The organism is Mixta theicola (genome assembly GCF_002895925.1).
In the GTDB taxonomy this organism is placed as follows: domain Bacteria; phylum Pseudomonadota; class Gammaproteobacteria; order Enterobacterales; family Enterobacteriaceae; genus Mixta; species Mixta theicola.
Genome location: NZ_NWUO01000006.1, coordinates 56,816 through 79,293, shown reverse-complemented (window position 1 = coordinate 79,293; position 22,478 = coordinate 56,816). Strand labels below are relative to the sequence as shown.

Annotated in this window: 17 protein-coding genes and 2 pseudogenes; 12 read left to right on the top strand and 7 right to left on the bottom strand. The window is 56.1% G+C overall.

Annotated elements, in window-relative coordinates; all coding sequences use genetic code 11:
• The first annotated feature begins 134 nt into the window (after nt 1-134).
• Nucleotides 135-950 (top strand): CPBP family intramembrane glutamic endopeptidase, encoded by an 816-nt coding sequence (locus COO59_RS09720; protein ID WP_103059605.1) that lies wholly within the window; start codon nt 135-137, stop codon nt 948-950.
• 502 nt (nt 951-1,452) lie between these two features.
• The gene (locus COO59_RS09715) at nt 1,453-2,295 is read left to right on the top strand and encodes a 23S rRNA (adenine(2030)-N(6))-methyltransferase RlmJ (RefSeq protein WP_103059604.1); all 843 of its coding nucleotides are present in this window, start codon (nt 1,453-1,455) and stop codon (nt 2,293-2,295) included.
• Nucleotides 2,296-2,321: 26 nt separating this feature from the next.
• Here COO59_RS09715 and rnz read toward each other — a convergent pair whose 3' ends face one another.
• Nucleotides 2,322-3,233, bottom strand: coding sequence for a ribonuclease Z (gene rnz, locus COO59_RS09710; protein WP_103059603.1), 912 nt, complete (start codon nt 3,231-3,233; stop codon nt 2,322-2,324).
• 144 nt (nt 3,234-3,377) lie between these two features.
• Nucleotides 3,378-3,485, bottom strand: a pseudogene (locus COO59_RS21635) (hypothetical protein); the annotation flags it as partial.
• Between the two features lie 254 nt (nt 3,486-3,739).
• On the opposite strand from COO59_RS21635, the gene COO59_RS09705 reads away from it, so the two are divergent.
• The 5 genes and pseudogenes from COO59_RS09705 to COO59_RS09685 all read left to right on the top strand — a co-directional run bounded on the left by COO59_RS09705 (nt 3,740) and on the right by COO59_RS09685 (nt 10,890).
• Nucleotides 3,740-4,963 carry an RtcB family protein gene (locus COO59_RS09705; RefSeq protein WP_103059602.1) on the top strand — a complete coding sequence of 408 codons (1,224 nt, stop codon included), beginning with the start codon at nt 3,740-3,742 and terminating at the stop codon, nt 4,961-4,963.
• Between the two features lie 5 nt (nt 4,964-4,968).
• Nucleotides 4,969-5,103 (top strand): annotated as a pseudogene (locus COO59_RS21245) (DNA polymerase beta superfamily protein); the annotation flags it as partial.
• A 177-nt stretch (nt 5,104-5,280) separates the two neighbouring features.
• Nucleotides 5,281-6,633, top strand: a complete 1,353-nt coding sequence (gene gorA, locus COO59_RS09695) for a glutathione-disulfide reductase (RefSeq protein ID WP_103059600.1) — start codon at nt 5,281-5,283, stop codon at nt 6,631-6,633.
• A 247-nt stretch (nt 6,634-6,880) separates the two neighbouring features.
• Nucleotides 6,881-8,686 (top strand): DUF262 domain-containing protein, encoded by a 1,806-nt coding sequence (locus COO59_RS09690; RefSeq protein ID WP_103059599.1) that lies wholly within the window; start codon nt 6,881-6,883, stop codon nt 8,684-8,686.
• On the top strand, nt 8,683-10,890 hold the full coding sequence (locus COO59_RS09685; RefSeq protein WP_103059598.1) for a DUF262 domain-containing protein: 2,208 nt from the start codon (nt 8,683-8,685) through the stop codon (nt 10,888-10,890). The genes COO59_RS09690 and COO59_RS09685 overlap by 4 nt, the downstream gene beginning before the upstream one ends.
• 52 nt (nt 10,891-10,942) lie before the next feature.
• On the opposite strand, the gene COO59_RS09680 is transcribed toward COO59_RS09685, so the two are convergent.
• Nucleotides 10,943-12,769, bottom strand: a complete 1,827-nt coding sequence (locus COO59_RS09680; RefSeq protein WP_103059597.1) for a glycoside hydrolase family 15 protein — start codon at nt 12,767-12,769, stop codon at nt 10,943-10,945.
• 338 nt (nt 12,770-13,107) lie between these two features.
• Between COO59_RS09680 and adhP the strand changes: the two genes are divergently transcribed.
• Nucleotides 13,108-14,121 (top strand): alcohol dehydrogenase AdhP, encoded by a 1,014-nt coding sequence (gene adhP, locus COO59_RS09670; RefSeq protein WP_103059595.1) that lies wholly within the window; start codon nt 13,108-13,110, stop codon nt 14,119-14,121.
• A gap of 34 nt (nt 14,122-14,155) precedes the next feature.
• On the opposite strand, the gene COO59_RS09665 is transcribed toward adhP, so the two are convergent.
• The 3 genes from COO59_RS09665 to COO59_RS09655 form a co-directional block, all read right to left on the bottom strand.
• Nucleotides 14,156-15,091: an alpha/beta hydrolase gene (locus COO59_RS09665; RefSeq protein WP_103059594.1), complete on the bottom strand. Its 936-nt coding sequence runs from the start codon at nt 15,089-15,091 to the stop codon at nt 14,156-14,158.
• Between the two features lie 199 nt (nt 15,092-15,290).
• Nucleotides 15,291-16,673: a cation:proton antiporter gene (locus tag COO59_RS09660; protein ID WP_103059593.1), complete on the bottom strand. Its 1,383-nt coding sequence runs from the start codon at nt 16,671-16,673 to the stop codon at nt 15,291-15,293.
• 210 nt (nt 16,674-16,883) lie between these two features.
• Nucleotides 16,884-17,387, bottom strand: coding sequence for a TIGR00645 family protein (locus COO59_RS09655; protein WP_103059592.1), 504 nt, complete (start codon nt 17,385-17,387; stop codon nt 16,884-16,886).
• Nucleotides 17,388-17,662: 275 nt separating this feature from the next.
• Between COO59_RS09655 and COO59_RS09650 the strand changes: the two genes are divergently transcribed.
• From COO59_RS09650 to COO59_RS09640, 3 genes are all read left to right on the top strand, one after another.
• Nucleotides 17,663-17,860 (top strand): hypothetical protein, encoded by a 198-nt coding sequence (locus tag COO59_RS09650; RefSeq protein ID WP_103059591.1) that lies wholly within the window; start codon nt 17,663-17,665, stop codon nt 17,858-17,860.
• 1 nt (nt 17,861) lies between these two features.
• On the top strand, nt 17,862-18,626 hold the full coding sequence (locus COO59_RS09645; RefSeq protein ID WP_103059590.1) for a hypothetical protein: 765 nt from the start codon (nt 17,862-17,864) through the stop codon (nt 18,624-18,626).
• A 76-nt stretch (nt 18,627-18,702) separates the two neighbouring features.
• On the top strand, nt 18,703-19,830 hold the full coding sequence (locus tag COO59_RS09640) for a GNAT family N-acetyltransferase (protein WP_103059589.1): 1,128 nt from the start codon (nt 18,703-18,705) through the stop codon (nt 19,828-19,830).
• Here the strand turns inward: COO59_RS09640 and COO59_RS09635 are convergent.
• Nucleotides 19,827-21,659, bottom strand: a complete 1,833-nt coding sequence (locus COO59_RS09635) for an ABC transporter ATP-binding protein (RefSeq protein ID WP_103059588.1) — start codon at nt 21,657-21,659, stop codon at nt 19,827-19,829. The two genes, COO59_RS09640 and COO59_RS09635, sit on opposite strands and share 4 nt — an antisense overlap.
• Before the next feature lie 111 nt (nt 21,660-21,770).
• On the opposite strand from COO59_RS09635, the gene COO59_RS09630 reads away from it, so the two are divergent.
• The gene (locus COO59_RS09630; RefSeq protein WP_103059587.1) at nt 21,771-22,382 is read left to right on the top strand and encodes an alpha/beta hydrolase; all 612 of its coding nucleotides are present in this window, start codon (nt 21,771-21,773) and stop codon (nt 22,380-22,382) included.
• Nucleotides 22,383-22,478: the final 96 nt, after the last annotated feature.

The following is a 22,478-nucleotide window of genomic DNA, read 5'->3' as shown; positions in this document are numbered from 1 at the left end:
AATGTCACTAACATGCGGTTAAGCCGCCCGAAAATCAATGGGGAGGCCTGCTGCTTTAGTGGTACTGATCTGTCTCGTTTGGTTTGTTATAGTCTCTACCTCGTTGATTTTTTAAGCTTAAGGAAGAGTACATCATGTGGTATTTACTGGCGGCGGCGCTGCTGGCGTTGCTGTTTTTCCGGCCAGCTGTAAAACCTCTGTTGCTGCTTACTCTGGCGCTGGCGCTCTGGCAGCAGACGCTGCTGTGGCCGGGCCTGCTGCTGCTGGCTGGCCTGGCGCTAACGGCGCAGGTGCGCAAACACTACGCGCACCATGCGCGGCTGATGCCGCTGCTGGAAGCGATACTGGTTGCCGGTGCCGTGGCGCTAACGCTCCATCTCGCCCCCGGATTTCATAATGCGCCAATAGTCATTAAACAGCAGGCAGGCCCGCTCAGCGCGCCTTTTACATTTTACTACAACCTTGATAAAGCGCTGGTGCCCTTCATTCTGCTGGCCTGTTTGCCGACGCTGGCGCAGGTGCCCGCCGCCGCGCCGCGCTGGCGTTTCGCCTGGCCTGCGCTGCTTGCCGCGATCCCGGCCCTGCTGCTGCTGGCTACGCTGGCGGGCGGGCTGCGCCTTGAGCCGCACGCGCCCGCATGGCTGGGTGAATTTATGCTGGCGAACCTGTTTTTCGTGTCGCTGGCGGAGGAAGCGCTGTTCCGCGCCTGGCTGCAGCAGCGGCTGAGCCAGTGGCTTGGCCGCTGGCCGGGTTTGCTGATTGCCGCGCTGCTGTTTGGCCTGGCGCACGCGGCCGGCGGCCCGCTGCTGATTTTCTTCGCGGCGCTGGCCGGGATTATCTACGGTCTGGCCTGGCAGTGGAGCGGTCGGTTATGGGTCGCGACGCTGGTGCATTTCGCCTTTAATCTGACGCACCTGCTGCTGTTTACTTATCCCGTGCTGCAACACTAGCCTGGTTAGCGATGCGTTGCAGAGGCAACCAGTGCGAATCCTTGTCAAATAACCAGATGATATAAACAGGCTAACTCTGGCTTTGGTATTTTAATTTACGTCTTGATTGTTGTAGTGACAGAAAGCCCAGAACTGTGCAGGGAATTTTAGCCTCACAGACAAAATGCTAATTTACATTTTCTATAGAAACAATATGCATATTTACGCGTTCTTATTAATCCGATCGCGTTTTAACGCGTGAATTAGGGATTTTTGCATCGCCACGGCTTTAACCGACAAAGGTACGGGTAAAACCAAAATACGATTAAAAGCACTGATTTGTTCTCACGCTTACAGCCCATCCCGCAACATCCCTGATATAATCCTCCGTTTCAAAAGGTTCTCATGCTTTTTCCTGCATCCGCTGCTGTGCGCCGTTCTGTGGGTAATCCGTGGGGTAATAATTGTAATAAATTGATTAAACACCAATTAAAACCTTATACATTCAACAGGATAAATAAAAATGCTCAGCTATCGTCATAGCTTTCACGCTGGCAACCATGCGGATGTGCTGAAGCACACCGTCCAAAGCCTGATCATCACCGCGCTGAAAGAGAAAGAAAAACCGTTTCTTTATCTCGATACGCACGCCGGCGCCGGCCGTTATTTGCTGAGCGGCGAACATGCGGAGCGTACCGGTGAATATCTGGAAGGGATTGCCCGCGTTTGGCAGCAGGACGATCTGCCGGAGGAGCTGGCTCCTTATATCAGCTGCGTAAAAGCGCTTAATCGCGGGCCGAACCTGCGCTATTACCCTGGCTCGCCGCTGATTGCTCGCCACCTGCTGCGTGAAGACGACAAGCTGGAGCTGACGGAGCTGCATTCCAGCGATTTTCCCCTGCTGCGCAGCGAGTTTCAGAAAGACAGCCGCGCCCGTCTGGCGCGTGCCGACGGCTATCAGCAGCTGAAAGCCAAACTGCCGCCGCCGTCGCGCCGTGGGTTGATTCTGATCGATCCGCCCTATGAGATGAAAAGCGATTATCAGGCGGTGGTGAAAGGCATTCAGGAAGGCTATCGTCGCTTCGGCACCGGCGTTTTCGCTCTCTGGTATCCGGTAGTGCTGCGTCAGCAGATCAAACGCATGGTTCACGATCTGGAAGCGACCGGCATCCGCCGCATTTTGCAGGTTGAACTGGCGGTGCGCCCGGACAGCGATCGCTTCGGCATGACCGGATCCGGCATGATCGTAGTTAACCCACCGTGGAAGCTGGAACAGCAAATGCGCGATCTGCTGCCCTGGCTACACCGCGTGCTGGTGCCGACAGGCACCGGTCATACCAGCGTTAACTGGATCGTCCCGGAATAAGCGCACGATATTCAGCCGCCCATTTGCTACAGGTTGAACACCGCGAAATCCCGCGCCATCTCGGTGGCGGGAAATATTGCCTGACACTCCGCCAGCAGCCGGGGCATATCCTCAAAACGATAGCGTGAGCTAAAGTGGGTAGCGATAAAGCGTTTCGCGCGCGCGTCTCTGGCTACGGTTGCCGCCTGCACGGTCGTGGAATGTCCCCGGCCGTTGGCTTTTTCTTCCATTGCCGCCTCCAGCGTAGCTTCATGCACCATCACATCCACCTCTGCCGCCAGCGCCAGCGCGGTCGCCGCCGGTGCGGTATCGCCAAAAATCGCCAGCTTTCTTCCCGGCGTGGCGGGACCAAGATAGTCACGTCCGTTAATCACCCGGCCATCTTCCAGCGTGACGATCTCGCCCTGTTTCAGCTGCTGGAACCAGGGGCCGCGCGGCACGTTATCCGCCTTAAGCCGCTGCGCGTCGAGAAAGCCGGGTTTGTCATGCTCCTCAATGCGGTAGCCAAAACACGGCAGTACGTGATTTAACGGCCAGGCGGTGACTTTGAATTTGCCATCATCAAACACTTCGCCCGCCTCGATCTCAACCACTTCCAGCGGATAGGTGACAAACGATCCGCTCAGGCTGAGCGTGGTCTCGACAAAAGTTTTCAGGCCAGCCGGGCCATACAGCGTCAGCGGCTCGCTGATGCCGCCCATCGAACGGCTGGTCAGCAGACCGGGCAGGCCGAAAATATGGTCGCCGTGCAGGTGGGTAATAAAAATTTTTTCCAGCTTGCCGGGCTTGAGCGCGCTGCGCATAAACTGATGCTGCGTCGCTTCGCCGCAGTCAAACAGCCAGCAGACGCCCCGGCGAGATAAGGTCAGAGCAATAGCGGTGACGTTGCGCTGCAGGCTTGGCGTTCCGGCGCTGGTGCCAAGAAAAGTCAGTTGCATAGGATTAACCTTGTTGATGGTGAATGGCTTCCCAGCTCAGCCCAAAGCGGGCCAGGTATTTACGTAGCCGATCGGCATCGTTCGGCCGCTTCTTATGCTGACGCGAAACGGCAGAAAGCGCTTTTCTTCAATGGCCTTCAGAAAGAAGCCTGTCGCCTGCTGCTCGCGTAAAAAACGGCTGGTTAGCGTGGTGTAGCGGCTAAAATCAAGATTGATAATTGTCTGTTCGCTCTGCGGCGCGGGCCGATCCTCGCTGCGGAAAGGCCAATTCTGATAGTTTTGATGAGTTTATCGGGTTAATCAACCTTCGCGGCTATAATTAAAAAAATTTAGTTATCAAAAACATAAACAGATTTATTCGTGCCATTTTGGTTTCGGCACGCTTCTGGCGCTGATCCTGTTAACCAAACATTCCTCCTTTTAACCAGAAATTTTGCCTCTGTTTGCCAGCCGCGAGGATGAATGATTTATCCCGGCCTGAAACAGCGGCCAGAAGGAAACGCACGATGAAATCGCAATATCAGGTGTTATCAGCGCCCAACGGCGCGCCGGTAAAAATGTGGACGAATGGCGTACCGGTTGAACCGGAGGCGCGCAATCAGCTGCTGAATACGGCAAAAATGCCGTTTATCTTTAAACACCTGGCGGTCATGCCCGATGTTCATTTAGGTAAAGGTTCGACCATCGGCAGCGTAATCCCGACGCGCGGCGCCATTATCCCGGCGGCGGTCGGCGTCGATATTGGCTGCGGCATGATTGCGGTGCGCACTTCGCTGGTCGCTGGCGACCTGCCCGATAATCTGTACGGCATCCGCAGCGCCATTGAGCGCGCGGTCCCGCACGGGCGCACCAGCAACCGCTCCGGCAACGATAAAGGCGCCTGGAAACACGCGCCGGACATTGTGGATCAACACTGGGCCAGCCTGCAGCCGGGGTTCAAACGCATTACCGATAAATATCCGGCGCTGCTGAAAACCAATAACTATGCGCATCTCGGCACCCTTGGCACCGGCAATCATTTTATCGAGCTATGCCTGGACGAGGCGGATCGCGTGTGGGTAATGCTGCACAGCGGCTCGCGGGGCGTAGGTAATGCTATCGGCACGCTGTTTATTAATCTGGCGCAGCAGGATATGCGCCAGCATATCGCCAATCTGCCGGATCGCGATCTGGCCTGGTTTGCAGAGGGCAGCCGCCATTTTAATGACTATATAGAGGCGGTCGGCTGGGCGCAGGACTATGCGCGTCATAACCGCGAGGTGATGATGCAGCAGGTGCTGGCAGCGCTGGCGCGGGAAATCAGCAAACCGTTCAGCGCCACGGCGGAAGCGGTTAACTGCCACCATAACTATGTGCAGCGCGAGCAGCATTTTGGCGAACAGGTGCTGGTGACCCGCAAAGGCGCGGTATCGGCTCAGCGCGGTGAGATGGGCATTATTCCCGGCTCAATGGGCGCAAAAAGCTTTATCGTGCGCGGGCTGGGCAATGAAGAAAGTTTCTGCTCATGCAGCCACGGCGCGGGGCGCACTATGAGCCGCGCCGCAGCCAAAAAACGCTTTACCGTTGCCGATCAGCAGCGTGCTACCGCGCATGTGGAATGCCGTAAAGACAGCGATGTGATTGATGAAATCCCGATGGCTTATAAGGATATTGATGCAGTAATGGCGGCGCAGTCTTCGCTGGTGGAAATTGTTCATACCCTGCGCCAGGTGGTCTGCGTAAAAGGATAAAAATAATGAAAACGGAAACCCCTGGCGTCAGCATGGCGATGCGTGAACGGATAAATAAGGTGCTACGCGAGGTGGAACAGCGCGGTCAGGGGCGCATTTTATACGCCTGCGAATCGGGCAGCCGTGGCTGGGGCTTTGCCGGGCTGCTGGCCGGAACGGTAAGCGACGCGGCGCTGGTGGCGTACATGACCAGCGGAGGCGCTTCGTCGGCCAAAAAGACGACTCCTGTTACAATCATAGGCGCAAACTTTGCGGGAAATCGCTGAGTAACGGTACACTTACGCCAGTTTTCTTTTCTTACTTTTGGAGTTCGCTCAATGACCCGACACTATGATTATCTCGCTATTGGCGGCGGCAGCGGCGGTATCGCATCCATTAACCGGGCGGCGATGTATGGGCAGAAATGCGCCCTGATTGAAGCCAAAGAGCTGGGCGGCACCTGCGTAAACGTAGGCTGCGTGCCGAAAAAAGTGATGTGGCATGCGGCTCAGGTTGCTGAAGCGATCCATAACTACGGCCCGGATTACGGTTTTGATACTACCGTTAATCATTTTAGCTGGCAGACGGTGGTAAAAAACCGTACGGCCTATATCGATCGCATCCATACCTCGTACGAAACGGTGCTGGGCAAAAACAACGTCGAGGTGATTAAAGGTTTCGCCCGTTTTGTTGATGCGCATACCGTAGAGGTTAACGGCGAGAAAATCACCGCCGACCATATTCTGATCGCGACCGGCGGTCGTCCGGTACATCCGACCATTCCGGGTGCGGAATATGGCATCAACTCCGACGGCTTCTTCGAGCTGGACGATATGCCGAAACGCACCGCTGTCGTTGGCGCGGGCTATATTGCGGTCGAGATCGCCGGCGTGCTGAATGCGCTGGGCTCTGAAACCCATCTGTTTGTCCGTAAAGAGGCGCCGCTGCGTCAGTTCGATCCGCTGCTTAGCGAAACGCTGGTCGAAGTGATGAACGCCGAAGGCCCAACGCTGCACACCCAGTCCGTGCCGAAAGCGGTGGTTAAAAACAGCGATGGCAGCCTGACGCTGCAGCTGGAAAACGGCAAAGAGCAAACCGTTGATTGCCTGATCTGGGCCATTGGCCGCGAACCGGCGACCGATAACCTGAACCTGGCCGCTACCGGCGTGGCGCTAAATGAAAAAGGCTATATCAAGGTTGATAAATTCCAGAACACCAGCGTTTCCGGCATTTATGCCGTGGGCGATAATACCGGCGCGGTTGAGCTAACGCCGGTGGCGGTGGCGGCGGGCCGTCGTCTCTCCGAGCGGCTGTTTAACAACAAGCCGGAAGAGCATCTGGATTACAGCAATGTCCCAACCGTGGTGTTCAGCCATCCGCCGATCGGCACCGTTGGCCTGACCGAGCCGCAGGCGCGCGAGCAGTACGGCGACGAGGCGGTAAAAGTCTATAAATCTTCCTTTACCGCGATGTATACCGCCGTTACGCAGCATCGCCAGCCGTGCCGCATGAAGCTGGTTTGCGTCGGCGCTGAGGAAAAAATCGTTGGGATCCACGGTATTGGCTTCGGCATGGATGAAATGCTGCAGGGCTTTGCGGTGGCGCTGAAAATGGGCGCCACCAAGAAAGACTTTGATAACACCGTCGCGATTCACCCGACCGCAGCGGAAGAGTTTGTCACCATGCGCTAACGCTGGTGAAAAGCGCAATACACTTTTCTTACCCAAAAAAGGTCGGCAACCCGGCCTTTTTTATTGCCGCAAAAAGGCTGCCACGTCAGCCGGTTAACTTAAGTTTATATTATCTTTGCCGATAAGATCTTACTCAGGCTCAATGCACCGCGTCAGCGCCCTACTCACGCGTCTGAACGCGACGTCAGGCAGGCCACCCGCATAGCGATTTACCCGCCACCGCATTTTTGGGACAGAAAGAGAATATATGCTCCACAAAAATAAATTAATGCTTAAGCCCGTCAGCGAACTTCTCGGCGAACAGTTTTTTATTCCTGCTTATCAGCGCGGCTACCGTTGGACGGCACGCCAGGTTCGGGATCTGTTAGAAGATCTCGCTGAATTTCAGCAAAACGTTCATGGAAAACCGACAGAACGCTTTTACTGCCTACAGCCAGTAGTAGTGAAGAAAAAAGCCGAAGAATGGGAGCTGGTCGATGGCCAGCAGAGGCTAATCACCCTCTACATTATTCTGCGCTATTTAACCAGCCTTGATGCCGTTCAGGGCCAACAGTGTTACAGCCTGCGTTTTGAAACCCGCCCCGATAGCCAGGAATTTCTACAGCATATCGATCCGACCAGAGCGGAAGACAATATCGATTTTTTCCATATTTCTCAGGCCAGGGAGACGGTTAAAACCTGGTTTAAGGAGCGGCCGGGGCGGGATAAAGCCATCCTGACCACCCTGCTTAATGACGACCGGGCGGGCAGAAACGTAAAATTCATCTGGTATCAGCTGCATGATGAGGCGGAAGCCACCACCGTTTTCTCGCGTCTCAACCGCGGTAAGATTCCTTTAACTAACGCCGAATTAGTTAAGGCACTGTTTCTTCATGCAGGGAATTTTAAGCGGTCTGGCGAAGCGGTGCGCTTTCAGCAGCTGAGGTTGGCTCATGAATGGGACAACATAGAACGGCGCCTGCAGCAGCCCGATTTTTGGTATTTCGTCAGTAATACGCCGCAGGAAGATAACCGCATTGAACTGCTGCTCAAGACGATTGCCGATACGCTCAAACCTCCGGTTCCCATGCAGGATCCCTACTATATCTTCCTCAAATTCTCGCATCATCTGAAAAACGCCAAAAGCGATCCGCAGGCAGTTGAACACCTCTGGATGCGTATTAAACATCTGTTCATGACGCTCAATGAGTGGTTCGACGATCAAAACGGCTATCACCTGGTCGGCTATCTGATTAGCCAGAAAGTCACGCTACAAACTCTGATTCATTGGCATGAAACCAGCCAGAGCAAAAACGCCTTTCTTATTCAACTCAGGAAAAAAATTAAGGCCATCGCGCTACCGGCATTAGCGCCTCAGGGCAATGCAACGGAAAATCCGCAGGAGGAGATTGCCGCCGCCATTTCCAGCCTGAGCTATGGCGATAAAAGCCTGCGCGCGCTGCTGCTGCTATTTAATATTGCCACCATATTAACCAATGCCAATTCCAGTATGCGTTTTCAATTCAGGCGTTATAAGCTGGATTCCTGGGATATTGAGCATATCAGCTCCGTGAGCTCGCAAATGCCGGAAAGTACGCCCGGGCAGAAAGCCTGGACGCAGACTATCCAACAGCATTTCCGCCCAGAGGACGATTCCGCCGCTCAAGACGAGCAGTATGGCGCCCTGCAAACCAAATTCTATAACCAGGCGAGAAGATTGCTGAATAAGGAGACCTTTGACAGCGACGCGTTTACCAAACTTTTCAACGAGGTACAAAAAAGCTTTAATAAAAATAGCCGAAAAGATCTGGAAAACAGCATTGGCAATCTAACCCTGCTGGATGCTGCCACCAACCGCAGCTATAAAAACGCTATTTTTCCCATTAAGCGCCAGCGAATTATCGCGGCGGATAAAAACACCACCTTTGTGCCTATCGCCACGAGAAATGTTTTTCTCAAATATTACAGCCAGCGCGTTCATGATATGACCTTCTGGAATCGGGAAGATCACGACAGCTATCAACGGGCGATTACCCAGACGCTTGCCACCTTTTTTAGCGAGGCATTATTATGAACCAGAACGCGATAATGACTTTCGCGGATATTTTTACCACCGTTGATGCCATCAACATTCCTGTGATTCAACGCGATTATGCCCAGGGGCGTCAGTCAGCACAGGAGATTCGCCAGCAGTTTCTGCATACGCTGGAGCAGGCGCTACGGCAGGGAAGTGAGACCGTGCCGCTCGATCTTGATTTTGTCTACGGCAGCCTGGAAAACGGCAATCTGTCGGTACTGGACGGCCAGCAGCGTCTGACAACGCTTTTTCTTCTGCACTGGTTGTTAGCCGGTAAAGAGAATGAGAGCGAAGCATTCCGCCAGCGCTTCACGCACAACGGCAAATCGCGCTTTAGCTATCAAACGCGCGCCAGTGCTGCGGAATTTCTCGACGCGCTGGTTATCGCCGATCCGGCGCGTTATGATTTTAGCTCCGACGCGACGCCCATTGATGAGCAGCTGATTGATAGCCCCTGGTTTTACCTTTCCTGGCTGCAGGATCCGACTGTCGCTTCCTGCTTAACCATGCTGTGCGCTATCCAGCAGCGCTTCTGCTTCCCGCAGGGCGATCTGTTTCAACGCCTGTGCGACCGTGAAAACAAACGCATCGTTTTTCACTACCTCAATCTGGAGAACTTTGGGCTTTCCGACGATCTCTACATCAAAATGAACGCTCGCGGTAAAGCGCTCACCGATTTTGAGAACTTTAAGGCCTGGCTCTCTGGCCGCATCAGCCAGTGGCCTACAGCCCACGAATTTAGCTTGCGGCTCGATCAGCAGTGGACCGATCTTTTCTGGCTGCGGCGGAATAAAGAGCTCCCGTTTGATACGCTCTATTTACGGTTTTTCATGCGTATGGCGTTCCTGCTGGCGTGTGGGCAGAGCGGTAAAACGGCGAATACGCTAACGGAAGATGACCTCGCGTGGTTTAGCCTGCTGCGTGACGCGCAAAGCACCTTCTCTCCGCTGGAGTTCGGGCAACACTCCGTCTTCACCATAGAAGATCTGGCTAAGATCAAGCAGGTGCTGGATTACTTCTGCTCCGATCGCGCCACTCCCGACGCGCATGCGCTGCTGACCCGCTTTATTACCACCAGCGATTATCTGGTGCAGGCACAGTTTTATGCGCTGACCCTGTTTATCCTGAGGCAGGACAACGATGATGGCGAAGCGCTGCGTCTGCAACGCTGGCAGCGCATCACCAATAATCTGCTACGCACCATGCGTCTTGATTACATTGATATATTTATCAGGGTATTGGCCGGACTCAACGCTATCGTGCCCCACGCGCACGCTCTTTATACCGACCTGACGCAGGCGCAGCAGCGGTGGCAGGCGGCGTTAGGCAGACATTCAGTGTCGAACGAGCAGTGGAAGGAAGAGATCCTCAAGGTGGGCTTGATAATGCAGAACATCGACTGGGAAACGGCGATGATGCATGCGGAAGACCACCCTTATCTACAGGGGCGCATCAGAGGCCTGCTGGCGCTGGCGTACCGTGCTAACGATGAATGCCACGATCGGGCGATGTTTACCCTGCTTGTTGAAAAGAGTTTTCGCGTTCTGGACAGGCGCATCGTTGAGCATCCTGAGCATCTGCTGGAACGCGCGCTGCTCACCCAGGATGACTACCTGGTGCAGATGAGCGGCGACCGCTATACCTTTTGCCATCCCGCTAACCACAGCTGGCGCGATCGCAGCAAAAGCTGGCTGGCAGTGGTGGAAAAACCGGTTTTCGGGCGGCTGCTGGCGCACATCGACGATAATGACGTTGCTGATACGCTGCGTCAGCTGATTGCTGAGGTTGACTGCGGCGGCTGGCGCGAGTTGATTGTTAAGCATCCAGAAGTAATCAGCTATACCGAAGAGCGACTGCTTGATAAGGAAGCAGAAAATATCTATCTGCTGAGCAAATCGACGCGGCGCGGTTATTTCTTCGAACTGCACAGTTATGTTCTGGCGGAACGCCTCAGGTATTTTATGGCGGAAAACGCTTTGCCCAAAGGGATTAAGGCGGTGAAATACTACTGGACTTACGGTGATGATCAGCCTTGGTTAGAGATAACGCTTAATGATGATACCATCCGCTATGCCTGTTATCTCAAGGGGAGATTCGCACCCTGGGAAGAGAAGGATAATGACGGCAGGATTAAGCCTCTGCCCGCCTCTTTTGCCCGGCAGGCGAAAAAGCTGATGCCGGAAATCTACCCGGCAGATTAAAGGCAGAGCAGGCTAAAACCCCCTTTTAGCCTGCTGCTTTCTGCGCGCCGCGCTACACCCGATGGCCCGGATTATTCTCCGCCAGCGCCTTAGCGGCACAAATCAGCGACAGGTGGCTCAGCCCCTGCGGCATATTGCCCATCCAGCTTTTGGTGCGGGTATCGAACATCTCATTGAAAATCTGGACGTTACCGCGCTGGCACAGCTGCTCAAGGATTTCATCCATAGTGCGCCGCGCCTCTTCCCGCTCGCCCAGCTCCGCCAACGCCTCGACCCGCCAGAACGCACAGGCGACAAACGTGGCCTCTTCTTTTTCCGCCTGCGAATAGCGATAAAGCATCACGTCGCCGTGGCCCAGTTCTTTACGTATCTGCGCCAGGGTCGATAACATCCGCTGCAGATTAACTTTGCTGCCATAGTAATGCGTCAGCGCGACCGCTGAATCCAGCCGATCGCTACCGGCATAAAAGGTGTAGGCCTGACGTTGTTCCGACCAGCAGTGCGTTTCGATCCAGTCGCGGATGCGATCCCGCTCGCGCTCCCAGCGGTGTATCCAGGTCGATTCGATATGGCTATCCTGTGCCAGCTGCACCGCCTGATCGAGCGCCAGCCAGCAGGCCATTTTAGAATGGGTATAGTGCTGCTCTTCCGGCAGTTCCCAGATACCGGAATCCTTTTGCCGCCAGCCGTCGGCGCAGTAATTAGCCAGCTTGCCCAGCAGGCGTGACGTTGAGAGATCCAGCACGTGCCCGGCCTGGATAAACAGCCGCGCGGTAGCCAGCATATCGCCATACATACTCAACTGCACCTGAGCGCGGGCGTTATTGCCCACCCGTACCGGCTGCGTGCCCTGATAGCCCGACAGCGGCGGATTATGCTCTTCCGGCACCTGTCCGCCTTCCAGCGTATAGCAGGTACGCAGGCCGCCGTCATAGCGCCGAATGGTGCTCGACAGCCAGGAAAACGCCGCCTTACAATCCTCCAGCGTGCCGAGATAGACAAAGGCTTTAATAATCAGGCAGGCATCGCGGATCCAGGCGTAGCGATAGTCATAGTTTTTGTCGTTGCCCAACTTTTCCGGCAGCGAACTGGTGGCGGCGGCGGCCAGCGCGCCGGTTGGCGAATACCAGAGAAACTTCAGCGCCAGCGCCGAGCGCCGCACATGGTTACCGTAAGGGCCGTCCCAGCTGAGCCCATTCACCCAGTCGCGCCAGGCGATGTGGCTGGTTTCAATCCGTTCGTCGATTTTTTCCGGCGGCGGGATCGCCAGCGGCTCACGTTCGGTGGTGACTAACGCGACCAGCGTGCGGGAATCGGGCGAGGCGGTAAAGGTAGCGGTAAAACGCTCATCGCCGCACGCGTTAATCTGTACATCATCCGTCAGCCGCAGCATCGCCATCAGTTCGCCGATGTGATAAATCGGATGTCCGTTGATGCGCTTTTGCCAGGGTGAACAGCTCTCCGCGCGGGTGCCGGGCTGAAAGATCACCTGCATCTCTACTGTTCCGCTGATGCCTTCCACGCGCCGCGCCAGCTCATTCCACGGCAGCCGTCCGGCCAGCGTACTGTTCAGCGACTCCGTAATCAGCACCTCGCCCGTTTCCGTGTGGTAGCGCGTCTCCAGCACATTGCTGTTTTCGCGATAGCTGCGCTGCATCTGCCATTCCCCTACCGGCGCCAGCTGGAAATAACCGCCCGTTCCGGCGTCAAGTATACGGTCAAACAACGGCGGCGAATCTATATTCGGCGCGCACCACCAGTCGATCGCGCCGTCGGGTGCAATCAGCGCCACGGAACGTCCTTCGCCAATAGCGGCATAGTCGCCCAGCCCGGCATAACCCTTTTGCCTGGCGGGGGAATGGTAGGTCATATTTTTCACAGGCGATGTTTTCCTTGTCTGGATGGCGGCACAGGCGCGCTTTTTAATCGTCGTGGCATCTCTCGCGCTACGCTGGCAGGCTCTTTAAAGCGTAGTACACCAGTGATCGTTGTCACATCCCGCTCAAACGCTTTGCCACCACTAACTCTTAATAGGTAGCATAGGACGACGGCAAAAAAGTTTTATACTCTGAATAATTTGCGTTGCAGGCCAACACAGTGAATCCCCAGGCGCTTACACCAGTAAGTGACTGCGGTGAGCGAGGAAAGCCAACGCACATGTAACGTGAAGTATGACGGGTATATCGTTAACTCATCTACGGATATGGAGTAGCCAATATGAAAGCAGCGGTTGTAACGAAAGATCATCGCGTGGCCGTAGTAGAAAAAACGCTACGGGCGCTGGAACATGGCGAAGCGCGTCTGAAAATGGAGTGCTGTGGCGTTTGTCATACCGATCTGCACGTTAAGAATGGGGATTTCGGCGATACCACCGGCATCACGCTGGGCCATGAAGGGATCGGGATTGTGGAGGAGGTCGGGCCGGGCGTCACCTCGCTCAAGCCGGGCGACCGCGCCAGCGTTGCCTGGTTTTATCAGGGCTGCGGCCACTGCGAATACTGCAACAGCGGCAATGAAACGCTCTGCCGCGAGGTTAAAAACGCTGGCTATAGCGTGGATGGCGGCATGGCGGAAGAGTGCATCGTGGTAGCCGACTACGCGGTTAAGGTGCCGGACGGACTTGAGCCTGCCGCAGCCAGCAGCGTTACCTGCGCGGGCGTTACCACCTATAAAGCGGTGAAAGTTTCCGGCATTCGTCCGGGCAAATGGATCGCCATTTACGGCCTGGGCGGTCTGGGTAATCTGGCGCTGCAGTACGCGAAAAACGTCTTTAACGCCAAAACGATCGCGGTGGATATTAATGACGATCAGCTCGCCTTCGCCCGCGAAATGGGCGCGGATATTGTCATTAACTCACGTAATGAAGATGCGGCAAAAATCATTCAGCAACGCGTGGGCGGCGCACATGCCGCCGTGGTTACCGCCGTCGCTAAATCTGCCTTTAACTCAGCGGTGGATGCCATGCGCGCCGGTGGCCGCATCGTGGCCGTTGGCCTGCCGCCGGAATCGATGAGCCTGAATATTCCGCGCCTGGTGCTGGATGGCATTGAGGTGGTCGGCTCGCTGGTGGGCACCCGCGAGGATCTGGCTGAAGCCTTCCAGTTTGCCGCCGAAGGCAAGGTGGTGCCGAAAGTTCAGCGCCGCGCCATTGAGGAGATCAACGAGATCCTGCACGAAATGGAAGAGGGTAAAATCCGTGGCCGTATGGTGATTGATTTTACCAGCAAATAACCGCCTGCTCCGGCGCGCTTCCTGCGCCGGACATTTAAATCATTTCCGTCACTACCGGCCTGCGTCGATGTTGATGCCGTTGCGATTGCAGCCAGCTCACATAGGCCCGATCCCAGATAGCCGCTGGCGTTCCCGCTTTCCCCAGGCCAAAGCCGTGGCCGCCTCGACTGATCTGAATCCATTCAACCGGCACGCCCACGCGACGACAGGCATCACGCATAATGATTGAGTTTTGCGGCGACGAGACGCGATCGTCTTCCGCCTGCGCCAGAAAGGTCGGCGGATAGGCTGCGGTGACAAAATTTTCTATCGACCACTCCGCCTCTTTCTGCGGCGTGGCGTGCTTGCCGGTCAGAATAAGGTGCGTGGTGGTGTGGTTATAGGGCTCCTCCAGCGTAATGACCGGATAGATTAGCCCCATGCTATCAATCACCGCCGCGCTGGCGTCCAGTTTGTCCTGTGGAGGATAGCTGGCGAATCCGGGCCGGGCCGCCGCCATGCCCAGCAGGTGCGCGCCGGCGGAAAACCCCAGCGCATGCACGCGCCCTTCCATCGCCCGCACCAGACGAATCGCCCGCTGCGCATCCTGTAGCGCCGCCAGCGGGCCCGCATGCCATTTTTCGCCGGGCAGCCGGTAGCTCAACACATAGGTGGTATAGCCAAAGCCGTTCAGCCAGCGGGCCACCGGCCAGGCTTCGCGTCCCATGCCGATCCAGCTATAGCCGCCGCCAGCGGCGATCAGCACCGCTTCGCCGTTGGGTGTTTCGGGCTGAAAACGCTGAATCGATGGCGAGACGATATTAAACCAGGAGCCGGACTTATTGATATGCAGCGCACCCGAAGGACCGCCGCCGCCCGGCGGCATCTCAGGCCACAGCGGAATCACATTCTGTCGGGCGAATAAATTACCGGTTTTTATCGAAAATAGACTGGCACCGGCTCCCAGAAGAAAACGCCGCCGACTTATCATGCTTTAATTCTGTCAACCTCAAACGTAAAACCCGCTAGCGGTAAGGCAACAGGCGGCCCGATCCGTTATAAAAAACGGCGCGTGAATAAAAGTCGGGAGTGGCCCATTAAGATCGACGCCGGACGGCGTCGCGAAAGGTAGTTTAGCGCGAAAAACGAGATCGCCGTCAGCCTTATTTAACGTTAGTCGATTGATTTCTTTATTCCCGCCGCGCCTGTTCCTCCCTTTGTTTTTCTTCTTCCGCTTTATGTCGCGCCTGCTGCCAGGCCTGGCGGCGGTTAAGCAGCGGCGTCACCGTAATGCCGTGGATCACCACGCTGGCGACGACCAGCGTTAACGCCATATCCACCATCGCATCGGCCTGCGGTCCGGTCATCCCGTGGACCCAGGCGTAAGCGATATAGTTAATACTGCCGATGCCGCGAATACCCAGCCAGCCAATCAATATGCGCCGCCAGAAAGGAATGCCGGTGCCGATGGTGGCCAGCCATATCGCCAGCGGTCGAATAATCAGGAACAGGATAGCCGCCAGCAGCAGGCCGGTGCTGTTCCAGTGCAGCGCCAGCGTTACGCCCAGCACCACCACCATCAGCGCCGCCAGCAGGCGTTCAACCGTATCGCCAAACGATAGCGCATCGCCCACCACCAGCCCTACCGAGTGCGCCGGATCGTAATCCTGCTGCATATGACGCTGGTTGGGATTAACCAGCACTTCCGCAGGCGGGATGCTCTCGCCTTTCGGCAGCTGCTCCGGCGGGAAAGTCCGCACCACGTAGATCTCAGCGTGGCGTAGCCCTACGCCCGCCGCAAAGGCCGCCAGAAAGCCGGATGCATCGACATACTGCGCCGACGCATAGGAAATGGCGATCAGCGCCAGCGCCAGAAAATCGTTCGGGGCGGTATCGCTATTCACGCTGCGCAGCCGGGTCGCCAGAACGCCAATCAGGCGGCCAAAACTGTAGCCAATCAGCGCGCCCATTCCGATCGCCCACAGCACATCTTTTGCCAGCCAGTGGCCAAGCAGATCGGCAGAAAACGGGGTGTCGTTATGTAACAGTAGCAGCGCCAGCATCAGCAGCGGCAGCGCCGAGCCGTCGTTTAATCCCGCCTCGCTGGAGAGCGCGACGCGCAGCGCATCGTCATCGCCCGCATGGCTGACGGAAATCAGGCTGGCCAGCACCGGGTCCGTCGGCGCGATAATTGCCGCAAACGCCAGCGACAGCGGCCAGGAAAATCCGGTAACCAGATGGATAACCAGCATCATTCCCAGCACCGTCAATAGCATGGCGGGAAATGCCAGCAGTATCCCATCGCGCCAGTTGGCGAACTTTAGCGGCAGGCGCAGCTTCAGGCCGGTAATAAACAGCGAGGCAGCCATGGTGATTTCAGTAATGTGCGCCGTCAGGTCGGGATGGCTTAAGAGATCGAGCGTGACAAAATTGAGTACCCAGGGTCCAAACAAAATGCCAATCAGCAGAAACAGGCCGAAAGAGGTCACCGGGCCGCGATGGATCCAGCCCGATGCTAAAGACATTATTAATAGTAACCCGCCGCTGGTGGCGGTCCACGCAAGGAAATCCATATTACTCCCGTGATAATCACAGACTGAATGGATTAAGCCTGGCATATTTTGCTGGCTGACGCGGGGAAATGCTCTGCTGTCGGTGGCACAACAGACGGGACGCCCGGCAGTGCCGTTAAGACGCCATGCCGGGCGGATGCGCGCCCAAAAAAGCCATGCCGGACATGGCTTCAGGACAACAATAAACAGGTTCAGCAAAGAAGCCGACAATCACTGTTTTTTCTTATCCTGACGCGTAATGAAATCAAGCCAGCCCATTAAAAACGCGGAGAAAACAAAGGTCAGATGAATAATCACGTACCACATCAGCTTATCATTGGGGACATGGCGCGCTTCCATAAACACCCGCAGCAGATGAATCGAGGAGATCGCCACGATTGATGCCGCCACCTTGTTTTTCAGCGAACCGGAATCCATTTTCCCCAGCCAGCTCAGTTTCTCTTTATGCTCGTCAATATCGAGCTTAGAAACAAAGTTCTCATAGCCGGAAAGCATCACCATGACCAGCAGGCCGCCGACCAGCGTCATATCCACCAGAGACAGCAGCAGCAGAATCAGATCGTTTTCCGCAATATCCAGAATATTGGGCAGCAGATGGATAATTTCCTGGAAAAACTTAATCGTCAGCGCCAGCAGACCCAGCGACAGGCCAATATAAACCGGTGCCAGCAGCCAGCGCGATGCATACATCAGGTTTTCGGTGAAACGTTCCATACAATCCAGTCAGTTGATTAACAAGACGCTCAGTATAACCGAAGCTTTGTGAAGTTATTTCAGCGCTTCGTGGTCGCTTTTCGGCAGCGTGGGCGGTGCGGCCCGCGACAGGCTTATCAAAAAACTGACGCCGCCCTGCGACCGTGGCCGAAGAAAATAGGCGGTTAACCGTGCAGAACGCCGCGCGTTTTTTTGCCGTTGCGCTGTCTGATTCAGACAGATCCCGCCCCAAAACGGCTATCCCTTCCTACACTTAAGGGCAAAGGAGGAAAGTGATGCTAAAGCTGATTCGTTCATTATTTACCAGCCCTGAAAAGCTACTGCAGGTTCTGTCTCAGGACGATGTCCAGGATTCGATTGACGATGGCGATCGCATCGTAATCGATGAAAATGGCAGCGCGATGGTTAATATTCACAGCAAAGAGGTGCAGAAGGATTTTGCCCGCCACGTCGAGGCGTTAAAGAGGGCATAAGATGGGAACCGCAATATTTATGGTGCTGATGGTTTGCGGCTACTGGTACAGCAGCCGCGATCTCTCTACGCGCTTCAAATTTAAACGTACCTTTGGCTGGGACGTCTATTTCCTGGTCGCGCTTTATGGCTGTATTTTCGTTATTCAGGGCGTAATTGCTACCGCGATTATCTGGCTGCTGCTGCTGACCACCTCAGCGGTGATGAATGAACTGCCGCAATATTTTGGCTCCGAACACCACCGCTACCATATCGAATTTATGAACTGGAGCTTTCTCGGCATCCAGGCGCCGGTGGTAATTATGCTGACCTTTGCCGTGCTGTTTTGCCTTTATCGCTCTAACTGGGCGGGCAGCGCGCGGCTTGACGGACACGGTCGCCGCGAGCTTTATAATGTACTTTCACGCACCAACGGCGTAGAGCACCTGCTTTATCAGTGTATGGATGGCGGCGAGCTGGCGTGGATTACCCTGACCTCCCGCCGCATCTATATCGGCATGATTATGTCCTCTTCTTTCGACAGCGCCGAAGCCAATAACGTGGTGGTAATACCGATGCTGAGCGGCTACCGTGACAGAAATAATCTCGATCTGGTGGTGGAGCATAACTACAGCGCCTGGTACGCTAAACACGATATTAGCCTGACGTCAGAGCCGCAGTCGGCGCTCGATTTTCGTAAGGTGATCCTGCTCGACCAGATTGAAAGCCTGTCGTTGTTCGATCCCGCCAGCGCGCTGGCGCTGAATCTGCGTGAAGACAGCGATTAAGCCGAATATGCTAAGGTGACGTTTCACTATCGGGCGGCCGGTTTACGGCTCGCCCGCCATCTGTCGGAGCCTGCTGATGTCGTTCTCCTTTCTCTCTTCGCTTGCCGCCGTTTCTGCCGCCGACTGGGATGCGCTACTGCCTGAGAACAATCCGTTTTTACGTTACGCCTTTCTGCGTTCGCTGGAAGAGAGCGGCAGCGTGGGCGCAGACAGCGGCTGGCAACCGGCGCATCTGGTCGCTTTCGAACAGGGCCGGCTGCGTGCGGCGCTGCCGGGCTATCAAAAAAGCCATTCCTGGGGCGAATATGTCTTCGATCACAGCTGGGCGGATGCCTGTCATCGTGCCGGTATTCCCTATTATCCCAAATGGCTGGGAGCGGTTCCGTTCAGCCCGGTCAGCGGGCCGCGTCTGCTGGGCGAAGCGTCGGCGCTGACGGCGTTGCTGGAAGAATTGCCCGATGCGCTGGCCCGGCGAGGTTTCTCCGGCGCCCACATTAACTTTACCGATGCGCGTAGCGATACGCTGTTGGCGGCGCATCCCGGCTGGCTATCACGCACCGGCTGCCAGTATCACTGGCATAATCCCGGCTACCGCGACTTTCAGGATTTTCTCGATACGTTGATGTCGCGCAAGCGCAAGCAGATCCGTAAAGAGCGCGAGCAGGTTGCCGCCAACGGTATTACCTTTCACTGGCTCAGCGGCGGCGAGCTGAATGAAGCCCGCTGGGATTTTGTATATACCTGTTACGCCAATACCTACGCGGTGCGCGGGCGGCGGCCCTATTTGACGCGTGAATTTTTCAGCCTGCTGGCGGAGCGAATGCCGGAGGCGATTCGGGTGGTATTGGCTCAGCGGGAGAGGCAGCCGGTGGCGATGGCGTTCAGCCTGATCGGCGACGATACGCTGTATGGCCGTTATTGGGGCTGTCTGGCGGAGTTTGACCGGCTGCATTTCGAGACCTGCTTCTGGCAGGGAATGGACTATGCCATTGCGCACGGCCTGCGCCATTTCGACGCGGGCGCCCAGGGCGAGCATAAGCTGGTGCGCGGGTTTGAGCCAACCATTACCCGCTCATGGCACTGGCTGCGCCATGAGGGACTACGCGCGGCGGTAGGCGATTTTTTACAGCAGGAGCAGGCGGATATTCTGGCCTGGGCGGAGGACGCGCGTCACGCGCTGCCCTACCGCCGTGGTGAAGCCTAATGATCGCCGACAAAGTTGCCGGTTTGATGACGCCACAGGCGGGAGTAAAGTCCGTTATGCGCCAGCAGCTGCTGATGGTTACCGGTCTCAACAATCCTGCCCTGTTGCAGCACCACCAGCCGATCGAGCCTGGCAATGGTAGAGAGCCGGTGAGCGATGGCGATCACCGTTTTGCCCTCCATCAGGGTTTCCAGGCTCTCCTGAATCGCCGCCTCTACCTCTGAATCAAGCGCCGAGGTGGCCTCATCCATAATCAAAATCGGCGCATCTTTTAACAGCACGCGGGCGATAGCGATACGCTGCCGCTGGCCGCCGGAAAGCTTCACGCCGCGCTCGCCCAGATGCGCATCCAGCCCGGTACGGCCCTGATTATCGGCAAGCAACGGGATAAATTCATCGGCGCGCGCCCGACGAATCGCCGTCCACAGCTCCTCTTCGCTGGCGTCCGGGCGGCCATACAGCAGATTATCGCGAATGGAGCGGTGCAGCAGCGAAGTATCCTGAGTGATCATGCCAATCTGCGCCCGCAGGCTGGCTTGCGTCACTTGCGCAATATTCTGCCCGTCAATGTTGATGCTGCCGCCTTCCAGGTCATACAGCCGCAGCAGCAGATTAACCAGCGTCGATTTCCCCGCGCCCGACGGCCCAATCAGCCCAATTTTTTCGCCAGGCTGAATATTCAGGTTCAGGTTATTGATCACCTGACGACCGCCGCCATAATCAAAATGGACATTTTCAAAACGGATCGCGCCCTGCGTTATGCGCAGCGGTTTAGCATCCGGCGCATCGGTGACGCTTAGCGGCTGCGCAATAGTGGTCAGCCCATCCTGAACCGTACCGATATTGTCAAAAATGCCGTTGACCACCCACATAATCCAGCCGGACATATTCACAATACGGATCACCAGCCCGGTAACCAGCGCAATCGCGCCGACGGTAATCAGCGACTCGCTCCACAGCCACAGCGCCAGCCCGCAGGTGGAACCAATCAGTAAGCCATTCAGCGTGGAGAGCGTAACGTCCATGCTGGTCAGCATTCGGCTGGCCTGCTGCGTTTTCTCCGTCTGCTCGCCAATCGCCTCCTGCGCATAGCGCCGCTCCAGATCGGTATGGGCAAACAGCTTCAGCGTGGTGATATTGGTATAGCCATCAACAATGCAGCCCATCAGCTTTGAGCGCGCCTCAGAGGAGATCACCGATCGCGCTTTAATGCGCGGCACAAAATAGCGCAGCGTGCTGGCGTAAGCGAAAATCCAGGCGATCAGCGGCAGCATTAGTCGCCAGTCCACTTCGGCAAACAGCACCAGCGAAGTGATGGCGTAAATAGAAACGTGCCACATGGCATCGACGGTCTGCACCGCCGAATCGCGCAGCGCATTACCGGTCTGCATAATGCGCTGGGCAATACGCCCGGAAAAATCGTTCTGGAAGAATTTCAGGCTCTGGCGCAGCACATAGCTGTGGTTCTGCCAGAGGATCAGGCTGCCCAGGCTGGGACTAATGCTTTGATGGATTAATAAATCATGCAGGCCGATAAACAGCGGACGCAGGATCATCGCCACCGCCGCCATCCACAGCAGCGCCCCCCAGTGCTCCTGAAAGAAGCTGGCAGGCGTTGAGGCGTTAACCATATCGATCAGCTGACTCAAATAGCGGTAGAGCGCCACTTCAATCAGCGAAGCGATCAGGCCGACCGCCAGCAGCGCGGCAAAACTGCGCCATACCTGACGTAAAAAATAACCATAAAAGGCACCAACGCGATCCGGCGGGGCTTCGCCGGGTGCATCCTGGAAGATATTGATATAACGTTCGAAACGGCGAAATAGCATAGTTACGCTCACTTTTTGCCCTACGAATCACTGAGCTTAGTGCAAATTGCCATAAGGGTTTAACTCCGAAACGTAAAAGCGCATGCTAAAACTTTCCGCGCGGAGGCGAAGATGTCAAAAAAACTGGTGATTTTTCTACACGGCGTCGGCAGCAACGGCGACGATTTAGCCGGGCTTGGCCCGCACTGGGCGCCGCTGCTGCCCGCCACCGCTTTTGCCGCGCCCGATGCGCCCTTTCGCTTCGATCACGGTCCCGGCTTTCAGTGGTTTAGCCTTGACGGCGTAACCGCGCAAAACCGGGGCGAACGGGTAAGGGAAGCGCGTGCCGCCTTCGATAAAACGCTGCGCGGCCTGCTGAGCGCGCACCAGATGACGCAGCCGGAAAAGGTGCTGCTGGTGGGCTTTTCCCAGGGATCGATTATGGCGCTGGATGCGCTGGCGTCCGGGCGCTGGCCGTTAGCGGGCGTGGTGGCTTTTTCCGGCCGTCTGGCAACGCCCGATCCGCTGATGCCGGTCCGCAATGCGCCGGTACTGCTGGTTCACGGCAGAGCTGACCCGGTAATTCCGTGGGAGGAAACCGAATCCGCCGCGCTGCGGCTGAAGGCAGCGGGCATGCCGGTAGAAACGCTGTATGAAACCGGCGTCGGCCATACTATATCCGGCTCTGGCGCGCAGCGGGCGCTCAGTTTTATTGCCCGCTGCTTTAGCGACAGCGAACAATAAGGGCCAGCAATACGGCGCAGCACCAGGTTAATAAATGTACGGTTGATGGTCATTCGTCCTCCTTGTTCACCGGGAAAACCGGCGCGTAAAAAGCGC

Coding starts and splice junctions, on each gene's coding strand:
- COO59_RS09645 (WP_103059590.1), top strand. CDS start 17,862: ATGGGAACCGCAATATTTATGGTGCTGATGGTTTGCGGCTACTGGTAC.
- COO59_RS09635 (WP_103059588.1), bottom strand. CDS start 21,659: ATGCTATTTCGCCGTTTCGAACGTTATATCAATATCTTCCAGGATGCA.
- COO59_RS09640 (WP_103059589.1), top strand. CDS start 18,703: ATGTCGTTCTCCTTTCTCTCTTCGCTTGCCGCCGTTTCTGCCGCCGAC.
- COO59_RS09690 (WP_103059599.1), top strand. CDS start 6,881: ATGCTCCACAAAAATAAATTAATGCTTAAGCCCGTCAGCGAACTTCTC.
- gorA (WP_103059600.1), top strand. CDS start 5,281: ATGACCCGACACTATGATTATCTCGCTATTGGCGGCGGCAGCGGCGGT.
- COO59_RS09720 (WP_103059605.1), top strand. CDS start 135: ATGTGGTATTTACTGGCGGCGGCGCTGCTGGCGTTGCTGTTTTTCCGG.
- COO59_RS09650 (WP_103059591.1), top strand. CDS start 17,663: ATGCTAAAGCTGATTCGTTCATTATTTACCAGCCCTGAAAAGCTACTG.
- COO59_RS09715 (WP_103059604.1), top strand. CDS start 1,453: ATGCTCAGCTATCGTCATAGCTTTCACGCTGGCAACCATGCGGATGTG.
- COO59_RS09705 (WP_103059602.1), top strand. CDS start 3,740: ATGAAATCGCAATATCAGGTGTTATCAGCGCCCAACGGCGCGCCGGTA.
- COO59_RS09685 (WP_103059598.1), top strand. CDS start 8,683: ATGAACCAGAACGCGATAATGACTTTCGCGGATATTTTTACCACCGTT.
- rnz (WP_103059603.1), bottom strand. CDS start 3,233: ATGCAACTGACTTTTCTTGGCACCAGCGCCGGAACGCCAAGCCTGCAG.
- COO59_RS09665 (WP_103059594.1), bottom strand. CDS start 15,091: ATGATAAGTCGGCGGCGTTTTCTTCTGGGAGCCGGTGCCAGTCTATTT.
- adhP (WP_103059595.1), top strand. CDS start 13,108: ATGAAAGCAGCGGTTGTAACGAAAGATCATCGCGTGGCCGTAGTAGAA.
- COO59_RS09655 (WP_103059592.1), bottom strand. CDS start 17,387: ATGGAACGTTTCACCGAAAACCTGATGTATGCATCGCGCTGGCTGCTG.
- COO59_RS09660 (WP_103059593.1), bottom strand. CDS start 16,673: ATGGATTTCCTTGCGTGGACCGCCACCAGCGGCGGGTTACTATTAATA.
- COO59_RS09630 (WP_103059587.1), top strand. CDS start 21,771: ATGTCAAAAAAACTGGTGATTTTTCTACACGGCGTCGGCAGCAACGGC.